Source organism: Rhodanobacter spathiphylli B39 (assembly GCF_000264295.1).
GTDB lineage: Bacteria > Pseudomonadota > Gammaproteobacteria > Xanthomonadales > Rhodanobacteraceae > Rhodanobacter > Rhodanobacter spathiphylli.
In genome coordinates this window covers 40,378-53,859 of sequence record NZ_AJXT01000043.1, presented here as the reverse complement: position 1 = coordinate 53,859, position 13,482 = coordinate 40,378, and the positions used below count along the sequence as shown (strand labels likewise).

At 67.7% G+C, this 13,482-nt stretch carries 9 protein-coding genes; 6 read left to right on the top strand and 3 right to left on the bottom strand.

Features of this window, described 5'->3' with window-relative positions; translation table 11 throughout:
* Window positions 1–84 precede the first annotated feature (84 nt).
* Together UU7_RS13150 and UU7_RS13145 are read right to left on the bottom strand one after the other, a co-directional pair.
* On the bottom strand, window positions 85–783 hold the full coding sequence (locus UU7_RS13150) for an alpha/beta hydrolase family protein (protein WP_007809049.1): 699 nt from the start codon (window positions 781–783) through the stop codon (window positions 85–87).
* Window positions 784–923: 140 nt separating this feature from the next.
* On the bottom strand, window positions 924–2,321 hold the full coding sequence (locus tag UU7_RS13145) for a GntP family permease (protein WP_007809048.1): 1,398 nt from the start codon (window positions 2,319–2,321) through the stop codon (window positions 924–926).
* A gap of 163 nt (window positions 2,322–2,484) precedes the next feature.
* Here UU7_RS13145 and UU7_RS13140 point away from each other — a divergent pair, with 163 nt between their 5' ends.
* From UU7_RS13140 to UU7_RS13130, 3 genes are all read left to right on the top strand, one after another.
* Window positions 2,485–4,770 carry a TonB-dependent receptor gene (locus tag UU7_RS13140; protein ID WP_007809046.1) on the top strand — a complete coding sequence of 762 codons (2,286 nt, stop codon included), beginning with the start codon at window positions 2,485–2,487 and terminating at the stop codon, window positions 4,768–4,770.
* Between the two features lie 116 nt (window positions 4,771–4,886).
* Complete coding sequence (locus UU7_RS13135; protein WP_007809044.1) at window positions 4,887–5,924, top strand: extracellular catalytic domain type 2 short-chain-length polyhydroxyalkanoate depolymerase; 1,038 nt, start codon at window positions 4,887–4,889, stop codon at window positions 5,922–5,924.
* A 334-nt stretch (window positions 5,925–6,258) separates the two neighbouring features.
* On the top strand, window positions 6,259–9,567 hold the full coding sequence (locus UU7_RS13130) for a hybrid sensor histidine kinase/response regulator (RefSeq protein ID WP_007809042.1): 3,309 nt from the start codon (window positions 6,259–6,261) through the stop codon (window positions 9,565–9,567).
* 75 nt (window positions 9,568–9,642) lie between these two features.
* Here the strand turns inward: UU7_RS13130 and UU7_RS13125 are convergent, their stop codons facing one another.
* The gene (locus UU7_RS13125) at window positions 9,643–10,302 is read right to left on the bottom strand and encodes a response regulator transcription factor (protein ID WP_007809040.1); all 660 of its coding nucleotides are present in this window, start codon (window positions 10,300–10,302) and stop codon (window positions 9,643–9,645) included.
* 159 nt (window positions 10,303–10,461) lie between these two features.
* On the opposite strand from UU7_RS13125, the gene UU7_RS13120 reads away from it, so the two are divergent.
* The 3 genes from UU7_RS13120 (at window position 10,462) to UU7_RS13110 (ending at window position 13,445) form a co-directional block, all read left to right on the top strand.
* Complete coding sequence (locus UU7_RS13120; protein WP_083845997.1) at window positions 10,462–12,255, top strand: 3-hydroxybutyrate oligomer hydrolase family protein; 1,794 nt, start codon at window positions 10,462–10,464, stop codon at window positions 12,253–12,255.
* Window positions 12,256–12,362: 107 nt separating this feature from the next.
* Window positions 12,363–12,872 (top strand): peptidylprolyl isomerase, encoded by a 510-nt coding sequence (locus tag UU7_RS13115; protein ID WP_007809037.1) that lies wholly within the window; start codon window positions 12,363–12,365, stop codon window positions 12,870–12,872.
* Between the two features lie 135 nt (window positions 12,873–13,007).
* Complete coding sequence (locus UU7_RS13110; protein WP_007809035.1) at window positions 13,008–13,445, top strand: YidB family protein; 438 nt, start codon at window positions 13,008–13,010, stop codon at window positions 13,443–13,445.
* Window positions 13,446–13,482: the final 37 nt, after the last annotated feature.

The following is a 13,482-nucleotide window of genomic DNA, read 5'->3' as shown; positions in this document are numbered from 1 at the left end:
TGCCCGTTTTCGTTGAACAGGGCATTCAGGGGCGCGATGCCCGCCGCTGGGGCGGGTGGCCGTGGTCGGCCACCCGCCAGCACCTCACTCCAGCAGACTCACCTGGTCGGCGGCGGTCAGCCACAGCAGCTGATAGTGGCCGTAGGGATAGTCGAAGCTGTAATCCTCGCCGGGGATCGTCGAGGTATGCACGCCATAGACGAGGCAGCTGCCGTAGCAGTTGATCTCGTCGCCCCACGATTTCAGCGAGTACATATGCGTTCCGAACCGGTGCCCGGCCATGCCTTGCAGCAGCGGGCTGCCCACGGACAGGCCCTGCGCGCCGCAGGTGGCGGTGGCCACGTTCCATGGATACATGCCGCACGACCACAGCCCGTGCACCGCGCCGGCGATGCCGATGAACACGTCGACCTTGCCGGCCACGCCGAGCCTGTCGATCTCGCGCATCGCCAGGGTCACGCCCATCGAATGGCCGATCACGTCGATATGCCCGCTGCAGGAGCCGGCGATGGCGCTGCTGATCGCGTTCCTTACCGGGGTCTCCTCGCTGCCGCTGTGGTCGTTGCAGGCGGCGCAGTAGGCGTTGCCCCAGGCTGGCGCAACGATCTGCGCGTCGCTCCAGCCCTGCTGGCGCAGCCGGTCGTAGGTGTTCTGGAAGTCGGCGGGGCTGCCGGTATTGCCGTGCACCAGCACCACGGTGTCATGGCAGGTGGCCCGCGCAGACAGCGCGGGCAGGAACAGCAGGACGGCCAGCAGGCCCAGTCCATACGTCTTGATCGACATCGCTCATGTCTCCCTTTGCTTCACGACAGTCCCGCTCGCGCGGAACGGAAGGAGCCGCCCGCATGCAGGCGGCCCCGGATCGGTCGGCGTCGGCAACCGGCAACACCGGTCGGGGGAGGCGACGTCGTTCGGGTGGTGGTCTAGACCACGCCGAGGAAGTAGTACGCCGCGATCACCACCAGCACCGCCAGAGTCTTGATCAAGGTGATCGCGAAGATGTCCTTGTAGGCCTGCCGATGGGTCAGTCCGGTCACCGCCAGCAGGGTGATCACCGCGCCGTTGTGGGGCAGGGTGTCCATGCCGCCGGAGGCCATCGCGGCGATCCGGTGCAGCACTTCCATCGGGATGCCGGCGGCGTTCGCGTTGGCGATGAAGGTATCGGCCATCGCCCCCAGCGCGATGCTCATGCCGCCGGAGGCCGAGCCGGTGATGCCGGCCAGCGCGGTGACGGTGACCGCTTCATTGACCAGCGGATTCGGGATCGTGTGCAGCGCGTCGGCCACCAGCTTGAAGCCGGGCAGGGCGGCGATCACCGCACCGAAGCCGTATTCGGATGCCGTGTTCATCGAGGCCAGCAAGGCGCCGCCGACTGCCGCCTGGCTGCCTGCGGCCAGCCGCCCCGTCACCGCGCGCCAGGCGAACACCAGCACGCACACAATGCCGACCAGCAGGGCGCCCTCGACCGCCCAGATCGCGGCCACTTTCGACACTTCCTGCACCACCGGTTTCGCGTCGCCGACCACGCCGGGCAGGAACGACTGGGTTTCGCCATAGACGCGCGGGATCAGGTCGGTGAACAGCTTGTTGCACGCGCCGACCAGCACCAGCGGCAGCAGGGCGAGCAGCGGATGCGGCAACCGCGCGGCTTCGAAGGGTTCCGGCTCGTTGAGCAGGTTGTCGCCGTAGCCTTCGCCGGCCGCGGCGGCCTTGCGCCGACGCCAGTCCAGATAGCCCAGGCCCACGATCAGGATGAACACGCCGCCGATCGTTCCCAGCCACGGTGCGGCCCAGGTGTTGGTGCCGAAAAACGAGGTGGGAATGATGTTCTGGATCTGCGGCGTGCCCGGCAGAGAATCCATGGTGAAGGTGAACGCGCCCAGCGCGATGGTGCCGGGGATCAGCCGCTTGGGAATGTCCGACTGGCGAAAGAGTTCTGCGGCGAACGGGTACACCGCGAACACCACCACGAACAGCGACACGCCACCGTAGGTCAGCAGCGCGCAGACCAGCACGATCGAGAGCACCGCGCGGCTGCGCCCGACCAGGCCGATGGTCGCGGCCACGATCGATTTGGAAAAGCCGGACAGCTCGATCAGCTTGCCGAACACCGCGCCCAGCATGAACACCGGGAAATACAGCTTGAGGAAGCCGACCATCTTGTCCATGAACAGGCCGGTGAACATCGGCGCGACCAGCGACGGATCGGTCAGCAGCACCGCGCCCAGCGCAGCGATCGGCGCGAACAGGATCACGCTGTAGCCGCGGTACGCCGCGAACATCAGGAAGCACAGCGCGGCCAGCACGATCAGGAACGCCATCCGTGAATCTCCCCGTTTCAGCCCTAACGACAGGCGCCGAGTATCCCGAAGCACCGGCCATGCGGGCACTGTACGAAGGTACAAGTGTTGCTGCGGCAAGGCCCACCTAAGCTCCCCTCATCAGCATTCGCGCGAGCGATGCATTCACCAGCAAGGGGACGTCATGAAACGCACGCATCTAAGTTCGGCGATCGGTCTGGTTCTGGGCCTGGTCCTGGTGGCGCCACTGCAGGCGCAGCAGGCGAACGGGGATGCCGGCGCGAAGACCACGGCAGCGAAGCAGGCCGACGCCAAGCAGCTGCAGGAAGTGACGGTCAGCGCGCGGCGCCGCGACGAGTCGCTGGAGAAGGTGCCGGTGGCGATCACCGCGTTCAGCGGCGAGGACATGAAGGACCTGCAGGCGAACAGCATCGACGGCCTGCAGGGCGCGGTGCCGAACATGAACATCGTGCAGGGCCGCGGTTCGTCCTCGGCGGTGAACATCTTCATCCGCGGCATCGGACAGCCCGACGCGCTGCAGACCTTCGACCCGGGCGTGGGCATGTACGTCGACGACGTCTACTACTCGCGCATCCAGGGCGGTCTGATCAACCTGTTCGACGTCGAGCGCGTCGAGGTGCTGCGCGGTCCCCAGGGCACGCTGTACGGCAAAAACTCCACCGGTGGCGCGGTCAAGGTGGTGACGAAGAACCCGGGCGACACCACCGAAGGTTCGGTCGAGGCCGGCTTTGGCAACTACGGCCGGCGCGAAGGCAAGTTCTACCTCGGCGGCCCGCTGGGCGGCGCGTGGTCGGCGTCCATCGCCGGCGGCATCACGCAGACCGACGGCTACGTCACCGACCCCTCCACCGGCCACAAGTACAACGACGAGGACAGCAAGTCGGTGCGCGGCAAGCTGCGCTATCACCCGTCGGAGAACTTCGATGCGGTGTTGAGCCTCGACTACACCAAGCAGGACACCGGTCTCACCCTGGGCCAGCCGGTCTCCACGTTGAAACGCACCGACCTGGTGTTCGGTTCGGTGGCGTTGTACACCCCGACTCCGGACCAGAAGTACGACTTCAAGACGCGCACCTCGTTCAGCCCAGACAAGGGCCAGCAGCTTGAACACAAGGGCGCTGCGCTCAGCCTGGACTGGAAGCTGTCCGAGCAGTGGAACCTCAAGAGCATCAGCGCATTCCGCAAGCTCGACAGCGACTCCTACATCGACATCGACGCCTCGCAATTCGAGCTGGGCGACGTGCTGGTCGACTTCCACCAGAAGCAGGCCAGCCAGGAATTGCAGCTGCAGTACGACAACGGCAGCAACCTGCAGGCGGTCTACGGCCTGTACTACCTGCGTGAAACGGTGCCGTCGCACCAGGAGGCTTACGCCGATGACCTGTTCGCGCTCGCCGGCACCCCGATCACCTTCCTGCGCACCATCGACGACGACCTCACCACCACGACGTACGCCGGCTTCGCCCACATGAACTGGCAGTTCGTGCCGAGCTGGACGCTGGCTGCCGGCGTGCGCTACAGCAGCGACCACAAGGACTACGACCGCACCACCAGCACGTTCTGGGGCCAGCCGTTCACCGCGATCAACGAGACCGTCGCCTTCACCGGCGACAAGCGCTGGAACGCGTGGACGCCCACGATCAGCCTGCAGAAGCAGTTCAATCCGCAGACCATGGGTTATGTTTCAGCCAGCCGCGGCTTCAAGTCCGGCGGCTTCAACGGCCGCGCCAACTCCACCGCGGAGACGCGCACCGCCGAATACAATCCCGAGTACGTGTGGACCTACGAACTGGGCCTGAAGTGGCGCTCGGCCGACAACAAGCTGCAGGCCAACCTGGCCGCCTTCCACAGTGACTACACCGACTTCCAGGCCCGCGTGTCCGAAGTGCAGAACCCCGGCTCGATCACCCCGACATTCGCCTTTCCGGTGATCAACGCGGCCAAGCTGAAGATGGACGGTGTGGAGTTCGAGGGCGCCGCCGTGTTCGACGACGGCACCCGGCTGTCGGCCCAGGTCGGCTATCTGGATGCCCGCTACGCCAAGTTCGTCGACCATCGCCTGGACCCCAGCGATCCGCTGTACAACCCCCGCCTGCATGACCACGTGCCGTTCTCGCCGAGCTGGACTTCGCGCGTCGCGGCCACCCATGTGTTCAACCTGGGCAGCGGCAGCGCCATCACGGTCGGTGCGGACTGGTCGTACCGCAGCGAGACCTGGCTCAGCGTGGACAACTACGACGCCCTGAGCCAGAAGGCGTACTCGGTCACCGGCCTGTTCGGCATCTATGACTCGGCCGATGGTCACTGGCAGTTCCGCACCGGCGTGCGCAACCTGGGCGACAAGGTCTACAAGACCGACGGACAGGAGTTCTCCAGCGTGGGCAACATCCGCACCGCTTACTACGGCATGCCGCGCAACTGGTACGCCAACGTGCGCTACAACTTCTGATCTGCAGGATTCGTAGGGCGGGCAGTGCCCGCCGGCTCCATGCTTCAGAACATTGCAGGGCGGCGGGCAGTGCCCGCCCTACAATCCACGTCGAACCGAATCTGTGGAGCGGACCGATGAACACCCGATGGACAACCCGCGTACTGTGGCTGGCCTTGCTGGCCAGCGCCGGCAGTGCCTGCGCCAAAGGCCCTGACGTCAGTTTGCCGAAGCTGAAGATCGACCCGGCACGCACCGCGGTGGTCGGTCTTTCCTCCGGTGCCTACATGGCCACCCAGGCGCAACTGGCCTATCCGGAGCTGTTCCCGAACGCGGCGATGGTCGCCGGCGGTCCGTACGGCTGCGCTGGCGGCAAGCTGGACGTGGCGCTGGGCAGCTGCATGAAGGGCGTGCCCGCGCCGGACGTCGCCGCGCTGGTGGCCAGTGCCGGCAAACGTTCCGCCGAGGGCGAGATCGGTGCGTTGAAGGACCTGGCGCATGCTCGCGTCTACCTGCTGCACGGCAGGGACGACGCCCTGGTGGCGCCGGCCGTGGCCGAAGCCGGCGCCCATTTCTATGAACAACTGCGCGATGGCACGCCGGGCCTAGGGGGCATGCAGGTGCATGACGATGGCCAGCGCGCGTTCGCACACAATCTGCCGGTGGCGGCCATCGGCGACGATTGCGACAAGTCGGTGACGCCTTACCTCGGCCACTGCGGTTTCGACGCGGCGGGCGAAATTTTCGCGCAGATGTTCGGCCGCCCGGCGCACGCCGCGACCACGGCCAAGGGCGAGTTGCGCAGCTTCGATCAGGACGCGCTGCGTCCCGACGGTGCCGATGCGTTCATGGCCGGGACCGGCTACGTCTACCTGCCGCCCGCCTGTCTCGCCGGCAAGTCCTGCGGCGTGCTGGTGGCGTTCCACGGCTGCAAGCAGAACGCCGATGCGGTGGGCAAGGCTTTCGTCGAGGACGCCGGCTTCAACCGCTGGGCTGACGTCTACGACGTGGCGGTGCTATATCCTCAGACCCGCGCAAGTTTCGCGCCCTTGAATCCGCAAGCATGCTGGGACTGGTGGGGTTATTCCGGAGCCGACTACGACACACGCCACGGCGTGCAGTTGCGCTGGGTGGTGAACGCGGTACGGGCGTTGGGGTTGCCCGCCGGCCATTGATGGCCCCGCACGCCGATGGCCTCGATGTTGTCGTAGGAACGCACCGTGTGCGCGATGCTCTTGTGCATTCAGAGCGAAGATCAAGCAGAGCTGAAAGGCTTTCGTCTGCCTTTGGCAGCGGAGTTGCTTTCTCTTTGCGTGGCCACCCAGAGAAAAGTAACTCGCCCTCCGAAGGAGGACGAAAGCTCTTGGCTCTGAACCCACCAACAGCAAGAGCATCGCGCACGAGGCGTGCTCCTGCGGATGCGAGCGGACGAAACCTCTTCACATCGAAGACGGGGCATGCCGCGCCCGGAACATCGCGACGGAAGTCGCCCCCACGGATGTGCTTCGCATGCTGAGCGCCAGCGTCATCGCCATCGCCGCCTTGTGCTGGCTGGGCCTGCTGTTCGGCGTGGCGCTGCTGGGCGAACGCCGCCCGCACATTTTCGAGAAGCGCTGGGCGATCGTGTATGCGCTGTCGCTGGCGATCCACTGCACTTCGTGGACGTTCTACGGCACCGTGACCCAGGCCAGTCGCTCCGGCTGGTGGCTGCCGCCGACGTTCGTCGGCGCGATCCTGATGTATCTGTTCGCGCTGAAATTCCTGGGCCGGCTGGTGCAACTGGTGCGCGAGTACAACGCCGGTTCTCTGGCCGACCTGATCGCGGTGCGGCTGGAGCGGCATTCGGGACTGGCGGCGCTGGTCACGGCGGTGGTGGTGATCGGCATCGTGCCCTACATCGCGCTGCAGCTGAAGGCGGTGGCGATGAGCTACGGCATCCTCAGCCAGGGACAACTGGCCGAATCCGATCCTTGGCAGGACAGCGCGCTATACGTGGCGCTGCTGATGGCGCTGTTCGCGATGCTGTTCGGCACCCGCCGCGCGTCGACCATGGCGCACAACCGCGGGCTGGTGCTGGCGATGGCGTTCGAGTCGCTGTTCAAGCTCGGCGCGATGCTGGCGCTGGGCACGCTGCTGTTCGCCGCGTTGCCGCCCGGCTTGCCGGTGAACGTGCCGCAGGCGCCTGACAGTGGCGGGTTCCCCGCCCTGATCCTGCTCGGCGCGCTGGCGATGTTCACCATGCCGCACCAGTTCTACGCGGGCATCGTGGAATGCCGCGAAGATGGCCAGCTGCGCACCGCGCGCTGGCTGTTTCCGCTGTACCTGCTGCTGATCTCGCTGCCGATCCTGCCGCTGGCGCGGCTGGGCGATGCGTGGCTGGGTGCGAGCGGGGTGTCGTCGGACATGTACGTGCTGGCGCTGCCGTTGGCCCGTGGCGAACACGGGCTGGCTCTGATCGCCTTCCTCGGCGGCCTGAGCGCGGCGACCAGCATGGTGGTGATCGCCACGCTGACGCTGAGCCTGATGGTGGTCAATCATTTCATCGCGCCGCTGCGCGTGCGCTCCGGCTGGGGGCGCGACGAACATGGCGACCTGCGCGGTGAGCTGCTGAACCATCGGCGCGTGGCGATCCTGCTGGTGATCCTGCTGGCCTGGGCGTATAGCCGCTTGCTGGCGCGCAACGAGGCGCTGGCCGACATCGGCGCGATTTCGTTCTCCGCGCTGGCCGGCCTGACCCCGGCGCTGCTGGCGGCGGTGTATCGGCCACAACTGGGGCCGCGCGCGGTGATGGCCGGGCTGGCCGCAGGCACCCTGGTGTGGATGTATGCCGTGTTGCCGACGCTGTTGCCGGCCGCGCCAGCCTGGCTGCACAGCGGTCCGTTCGGCCTGCACTGGCTGGCGCCGGATGGCCTGCTGGGGCTGGGCAACTGGAACCGGCTGGGGCGCGCGGTGGTGGTCAGTCTGCTGGTCAACATCGTGGTGATGCTGGCGCTGGCCGGCTCCCGATACGGCCGTTCCGCGCACGCCGTCAGCGTGGGCGACGTGGGTCTGGTCGAATTGCGGGCGCTCGCGGCGCGATTCCTGCCGCCGGAGCGGGTCGCGCTGCTGTTTGCCAGCGCGCCGGCGACCGGTTCCGCCGGCAGTGCGCGGGTGGCCCAGGTCGAGCACGAACTGGCGGCGGTGATCGGCGCGGCATCCGCGCGGCTGCTGCTGGAAGTGGTGCACCGGCAGGGCCGCGACGACCTGGACACGGTGGTCGCCATCGTGGGTGAGGCGGCGCAGGATTTGCGCTTCAACCAGCGCGTGCTGGAGGCGGCGCTGGAAAACATGAGCCAGGGCATCTGCGTGGTCGATGCCGAACTGCAACTGGTCGCGTGGAACACGCCTTATGCATGCCTGTTCGACTATCCGCCGGGAATGCTGCAGGTGGGGCGGCCGGTGGCCGAGCTGACCCGCCACAACATCGACGCCGGCATGCTGGGTCCGGGTGAGGTCGAGGCGCGCGTGCAGCGCCGGCTGGCGCACATGCGCACCGGCACGCGGCATTTGTCCGAGCGGCGTTTTCCCGACGGCACCATCGTCGAGATCCGCGGCAACCCGATGCCTGGCGGCGGCTTCGTGGCCACCTTCACCGACGTCACTGCCTTCCGCCAGGCCGAGGCGGCGCTGAAGCGGGTCAACGAGACACTCGAGCTGCGGGTGGAGGAACGCACCCGCGAGCTGGCCGCAGCCTCGGCCGAAGCGCAAGCGGCGAATGCCTCGAAGAGCCGTTTCCTGGCTGCGGTCACCCACGACCTGATGCAGCCCCTGCACGCCGCGCAGCTGTTCGCGCACTCTCTTGCCGAGCGTGGCGGCGACGCCGCCATCGCGCAGCATCTCAACGGTGCGCTCAGCGCCACCGAGGGCCTGCTCACCGGCCTGCTCGACGTGGCCCGGCTGGAGGGCGGTCGCCTGCATCCGCAGCCGCGCGCGTTTGCGCTGGCCGAGGTGCTCGATCCGCTGGCTGCCGAGTTCAGCGCCATCGCGCTCGACCGCGGCGTGCGGCTGGACGTGGTTGGCACGCGCGCGTGGGTGCATTCCGATCCGCAGCTGCTGCGCCGGGTGTTGCAGAACTTCCTGTCGAATGCCTTGCGCTATGCCGAGCACGGTCGCGTGCTGCTCGGCGTGCGTCGAGCCGGTGACCACCTGCGCGTGGAAGTGTGGGACACCGGCCCGGGCATCGCCGTGGCGGAGCAGGAACTGATCTTCCAGGAGTTCCGCCGTGGCAGCGCCGCGGGCGGGCAGGGGCTCGGACTGGGCCTCTCCATCGCGCAACGCATGGCCGAGCTGCTCGGCCATCCGCTGGGGCTGCGTTCCTGGCCGGGTCACGGCAGCGTCTTCCACCTCGCCGTGCCACTGGCGCGGGCAGCTGCACGCCTGCCGATGGCCGCTGGCGTGGCGCAGTCGTTGCCGACGGGGCGCGCGCTGCTGCTGGACAACGAACCGGCCGCGCTCGCCGCGCTGGGCAGCCTGCTGAGCAGTTGGGGCTGGCAGGTTCATCCGGCCCGCAACGCGGAACAGGCACTGGCCGCGCCGTGGCGACCGGACCTGCACATCCTCGATTTCCATCTGGATGGCGGGCAGACCGGCCTGGATGTATGGCAGCGCCTGTGCGAGCGTCATGCCGACGTGCCGACGGTGATGCTCACCGCGGATCGCGACGGCGAACTGCGGCAACGACTGCTCGATGCGGGGATCGGCGTGCTGTACAAGCCGTTGAAGCCGCTGGCGCTGCGGCAGGTGTTGCAGCGGGTGGCGACCGGAGCGGGCCGCGGGTAACAGGCGGTGACCGCGCTTCCACTGGCGCTGGTCGAGCGGCGCGATCGGGAAGGTTGGCGCAGGCGGTGGAGCTGCCTACACCGAGCGCGCCGGTTCGCCCAGTTCCAGCGACTTCAGCAGCATCCCCGCCTGGGTCCGGTTGCGCACCTTCAGCTTCTCGAAAATCGCGGTGACGTGCGCCTTCACCGTGCGCTCCTGGATCGCCAGCCGGTCGGCGATCTGCTTGTTGAGCAGGCCTTCGGCCAGCAGGGCCAGCACGCGCGACTGCTGTTCGGTGAGACGGGCCAGGCGGCTGGCGAGGTCGATGTCGGCGGGATCGGCGGGCAGGGCGGCGACGGCGTTGGCGAGGACGGGCGGCAGCCAGCCGCCGCAGTCGAGCACGCTGCGGATCGCCTCGCCGATTTCGGCAGGGCTGGCGCTCTTGGGGATGAAGCCGGCGGCGCCGTGATCGAGCACTCGGCGCACGATGCGTGGTTCGTCATGGGCGGAAACCACCAGCACGGCGACGCCCGGGTGCTGGCCGCGCAAGGCGGCAAGGCCGGATAGCCCCTGGCTGCCAGGCATGTGCAGGTCGAGCAGGACCAGGTCGGTATCGGGCGCGGCAGACAGCAACTGCAGCGCCTCGGCAAGGTCCCCGGCTTCCCTGATCTCGCAGCCAGGCAGGCTGTCGTTCGCGGCCAGCCGCAGCGCGGCACGGAACAGGGGATGGTCGTCGGCAATCAGCAGGCTGGTCATGACGCTGAAGTTAGCTGTCCGCCGCGGCCGCGTCGAGTTTGCCGCGGCGGCGATGGACTTTCGTACGATGGCGAGGCGCCTCGTGCTTGCTATGGTGCGGGAATGAAAAATTCCGCCCGTCGCCCGTCCTGGCTGTTCTGCTTCATGGCCATATCCGTCATGCTGTCCGCTTGTGCCAGCCATGCCAACAGGAAGGGAGCTGCCATGCCAGAGGTCGACTACGGGGAAGTGCGGGTGACCGAGCATCGCGGTCACGATGATCTGCTCAGTGCAGGGCTGGGCCTTGCCGGCCTCGCCGGCGCGCCGCTGCCCTTCACCGATCCACTCGACCCCGGCGCGGAAGAACTGCGGCGCCGCGCGATCCAGGCCAGCTGGAAGGGCATCGCCGACCTGGGTCCGCTGGGTGGCTACGGCACGGTGTACGGCGCGGTGCCGGACGTGCCCGGGCGCGAGTATTCGGCGTTTGCCCGGATTCCCGGCGCACGCGCCCCGCATCGCGTATTGCTGCAGTTGCCGGACAACTTCGACAGGCAGAAGCGCTGTCTGGTAGTGACGGCTTCTTCGGGATCGCGCGGTGTGTACGGCGCCATTTCGCTGGCAGGCGCCTGGGGCCTGCCGCACGGTTGCGCGGTGGCGTATACCGACAAGGGCACCGGCACGGGCTACTTCGATTTCGCCGACAACAGCGGCGTGGCGCTGGACGGGCGTCGGGCGAGGAAGGGCGAGGCGGCGCTGGAATTCCAGCCGATGCCGGGGCCGCCGGTCTCCGGCATCGCGATCAAGCACATGCATTCGGGCGACAACCCGGAGGCAGCCTGGGGCAGGCACGTGATCCAGGCCGCGCAGTTCGGCCTGGCCATGCTCGATCGGGCGTATCCGGAAGAGGCCCCGTTCACGCCGCAGAACACGAAGATCATCGCCACCGGCATCTCCAACGGCGGCGGCGCGGTGTTGCAGGCGGCCGGGCTGGATCACGACGGATTCTTCGCCGGCGTGGTCGCGCTGGAACCGAATGTGCACGTGAAGGATCGCGGCCGCGCCTTGTATGACTACGCCACCGAGGCAGCGATCTGGTTGCCCTGCGCCCTGAGCGCGGAACAGTTTGCCGGCGTGCCGATGGCGCGCGGGCCACGCGGCGCGGCGTTGCCGGCATGGCCGATCCGCTGCGCCAGCCTGCGCGCGCAGGGCAAGCTCAGTGGCAACACGCTGGCCCAGCAGTCGGAGCAGGCGCGCGATTATCTGCGCGCGCGGGGCTGGACCGACGAGGCAATGAGCACGGCCGCGACCACCACGGCGTTCGACCTGTGGCGGGTGGTCGCGGCGGGCTACGCCTCGTCCTACCTGCGGCGCGGCGCGGGCGACATGCCTTGCGGATTTCATTACGCGGCGATCGGCGCCGGTGGCGCGCCGGGCGTGGCGGACGCCACGACGCGGGCGGCGTGGTGGGCCGATGGTTCGGGCATTCCCCCGGGTAATGGCATCGGGCTCTACGGCGGCGTCAATGTATCGACCGATCCGACCCTGATCGGCAGCGAATGCCTGCGCGCGTTGTGGACCGGCGAAGACCACGAGGCGCAGGCGCTGCATGCCGCGGTGGCCGAAACCGCCGCCCGCCTGCCGCGGGCGGATCTCCCGCTGTGGGTGCTGCACGGCGCCAGCGATGGCTTGCTGCCCACGGCCTTCAGTTCCGAGCCGTACGTCGAATGGCTGCGCGACGAAGGGCGCCGGCCGATCTACTGGAAGGTGCCGCATGCGCAGCACTTCGATGCGTTCCTGGCGCTGCCAGGTTTCGGCGAGCGCCACGTGCCGCTGTTGCCCTACGGTTACGCAGCGCTGGAGCGGTTGTGGGGACACCTGTACGAGGGCGAAGCATGGCCGGTCGACGTGCCGACGCCCGCGGCCCGGCCGCGTGGCGCCGCTGCGCTCGATCGCGGCATGCTGGGCCTGCCTTGAGCATCGGCGATCGGAGGTGGCTGATCGACCGGCCGGGCTGGGTTATCCTTCACGACCCCGACATCCGTGCCGTGGCACGGTGCAGCTCTTGAACCCAAGGATTTGCCATGACCATCAATGTCACCTTCACCACCAACCGCGGCCCGATCCATCTGCGCCTGCATGAAGACAAGGCCCCGGTCACGGTGGCCAACTTCGTCAACCTGGCAAAGCGTGGCTACTACGACGGCCTGTCGTTCCATCGCGTGATCGCCGATTTCATGATCCAGGGCGGTTGCCCGGAAGGCAGCGGTCGCGGCGGTCCGGGCTACAAGTTCGAGGACGAGTTCAACGCCTCGCTGAAGCACGACAAGCCGGGTGTGCTGTCGATGGCCAACGCCGGTCCGCGCACCAACGGCAGCCAGTTCTTCATCACCCATGGCCCGACCCCGTGGCTGGACGGCAAGCACAGCGTGTTCGGCGAAGTGGTCGATGCCGCCGACATGGACGTGGTCAACGCGATCAACCAGGGCGACACGATCGAGAAGGTCACCGTGGACGGCGACGTCGATGCCCTGCTGGCGGCGCAGTCGGATCGAGTCAAGGAATGGAACGCGGTGCTCGACCAGCGCGGCTGATTCCATTCTCGGGATTCGCAGGAAATCGCCGGCGTCAGCCGGCGATTTTTTTGGGTCGAAGGCCATGGTCGCGCCGGTTTCATCAGCCTATGATCGACTGGCTTCACGCTTGTTCATTCATCAGGGAGAACGACCATGTCATTCCTCGACGATTTGCTTGGCGGCCAGGGACAGCAGCAGGCCGGCGGTGCCGGCTCGATGATCTCGGTGGCGGGTGATCTGCTGCAGCGCGCCGGCGGCGTGCAGGGCCTGATCAGCATGCTGCAGCAGCACGGGCTTGGCGGTGCGGTGCAGTCATGGGTGGGCACCGGCGCGAACCAGCCGGTCTCGGGGGAGCAGCTCGGTCAGGCGCTGCAGAACGGTGGCATGGGTTCGCTGGTGCAGGAGGCTGCCGGCAGGCTCGGTGTCGATCCGGGCGTGGTGCTCAGCGGGCTGTCGCACGTGCTGCCGCACGCGGTCGATCACATGACGCCGGATGGCCAGGTGCCGGATGCAGGGCAGGGCGGCGGCTTCGATCCCAGCATGCTTGAAGGTCTGGCCGGCAAGCTGCTGGGCGGGCTGGCGCAGGCCTGATGAGCAGGCTTGATGAAGCCCGGCACGATCAGGTGAG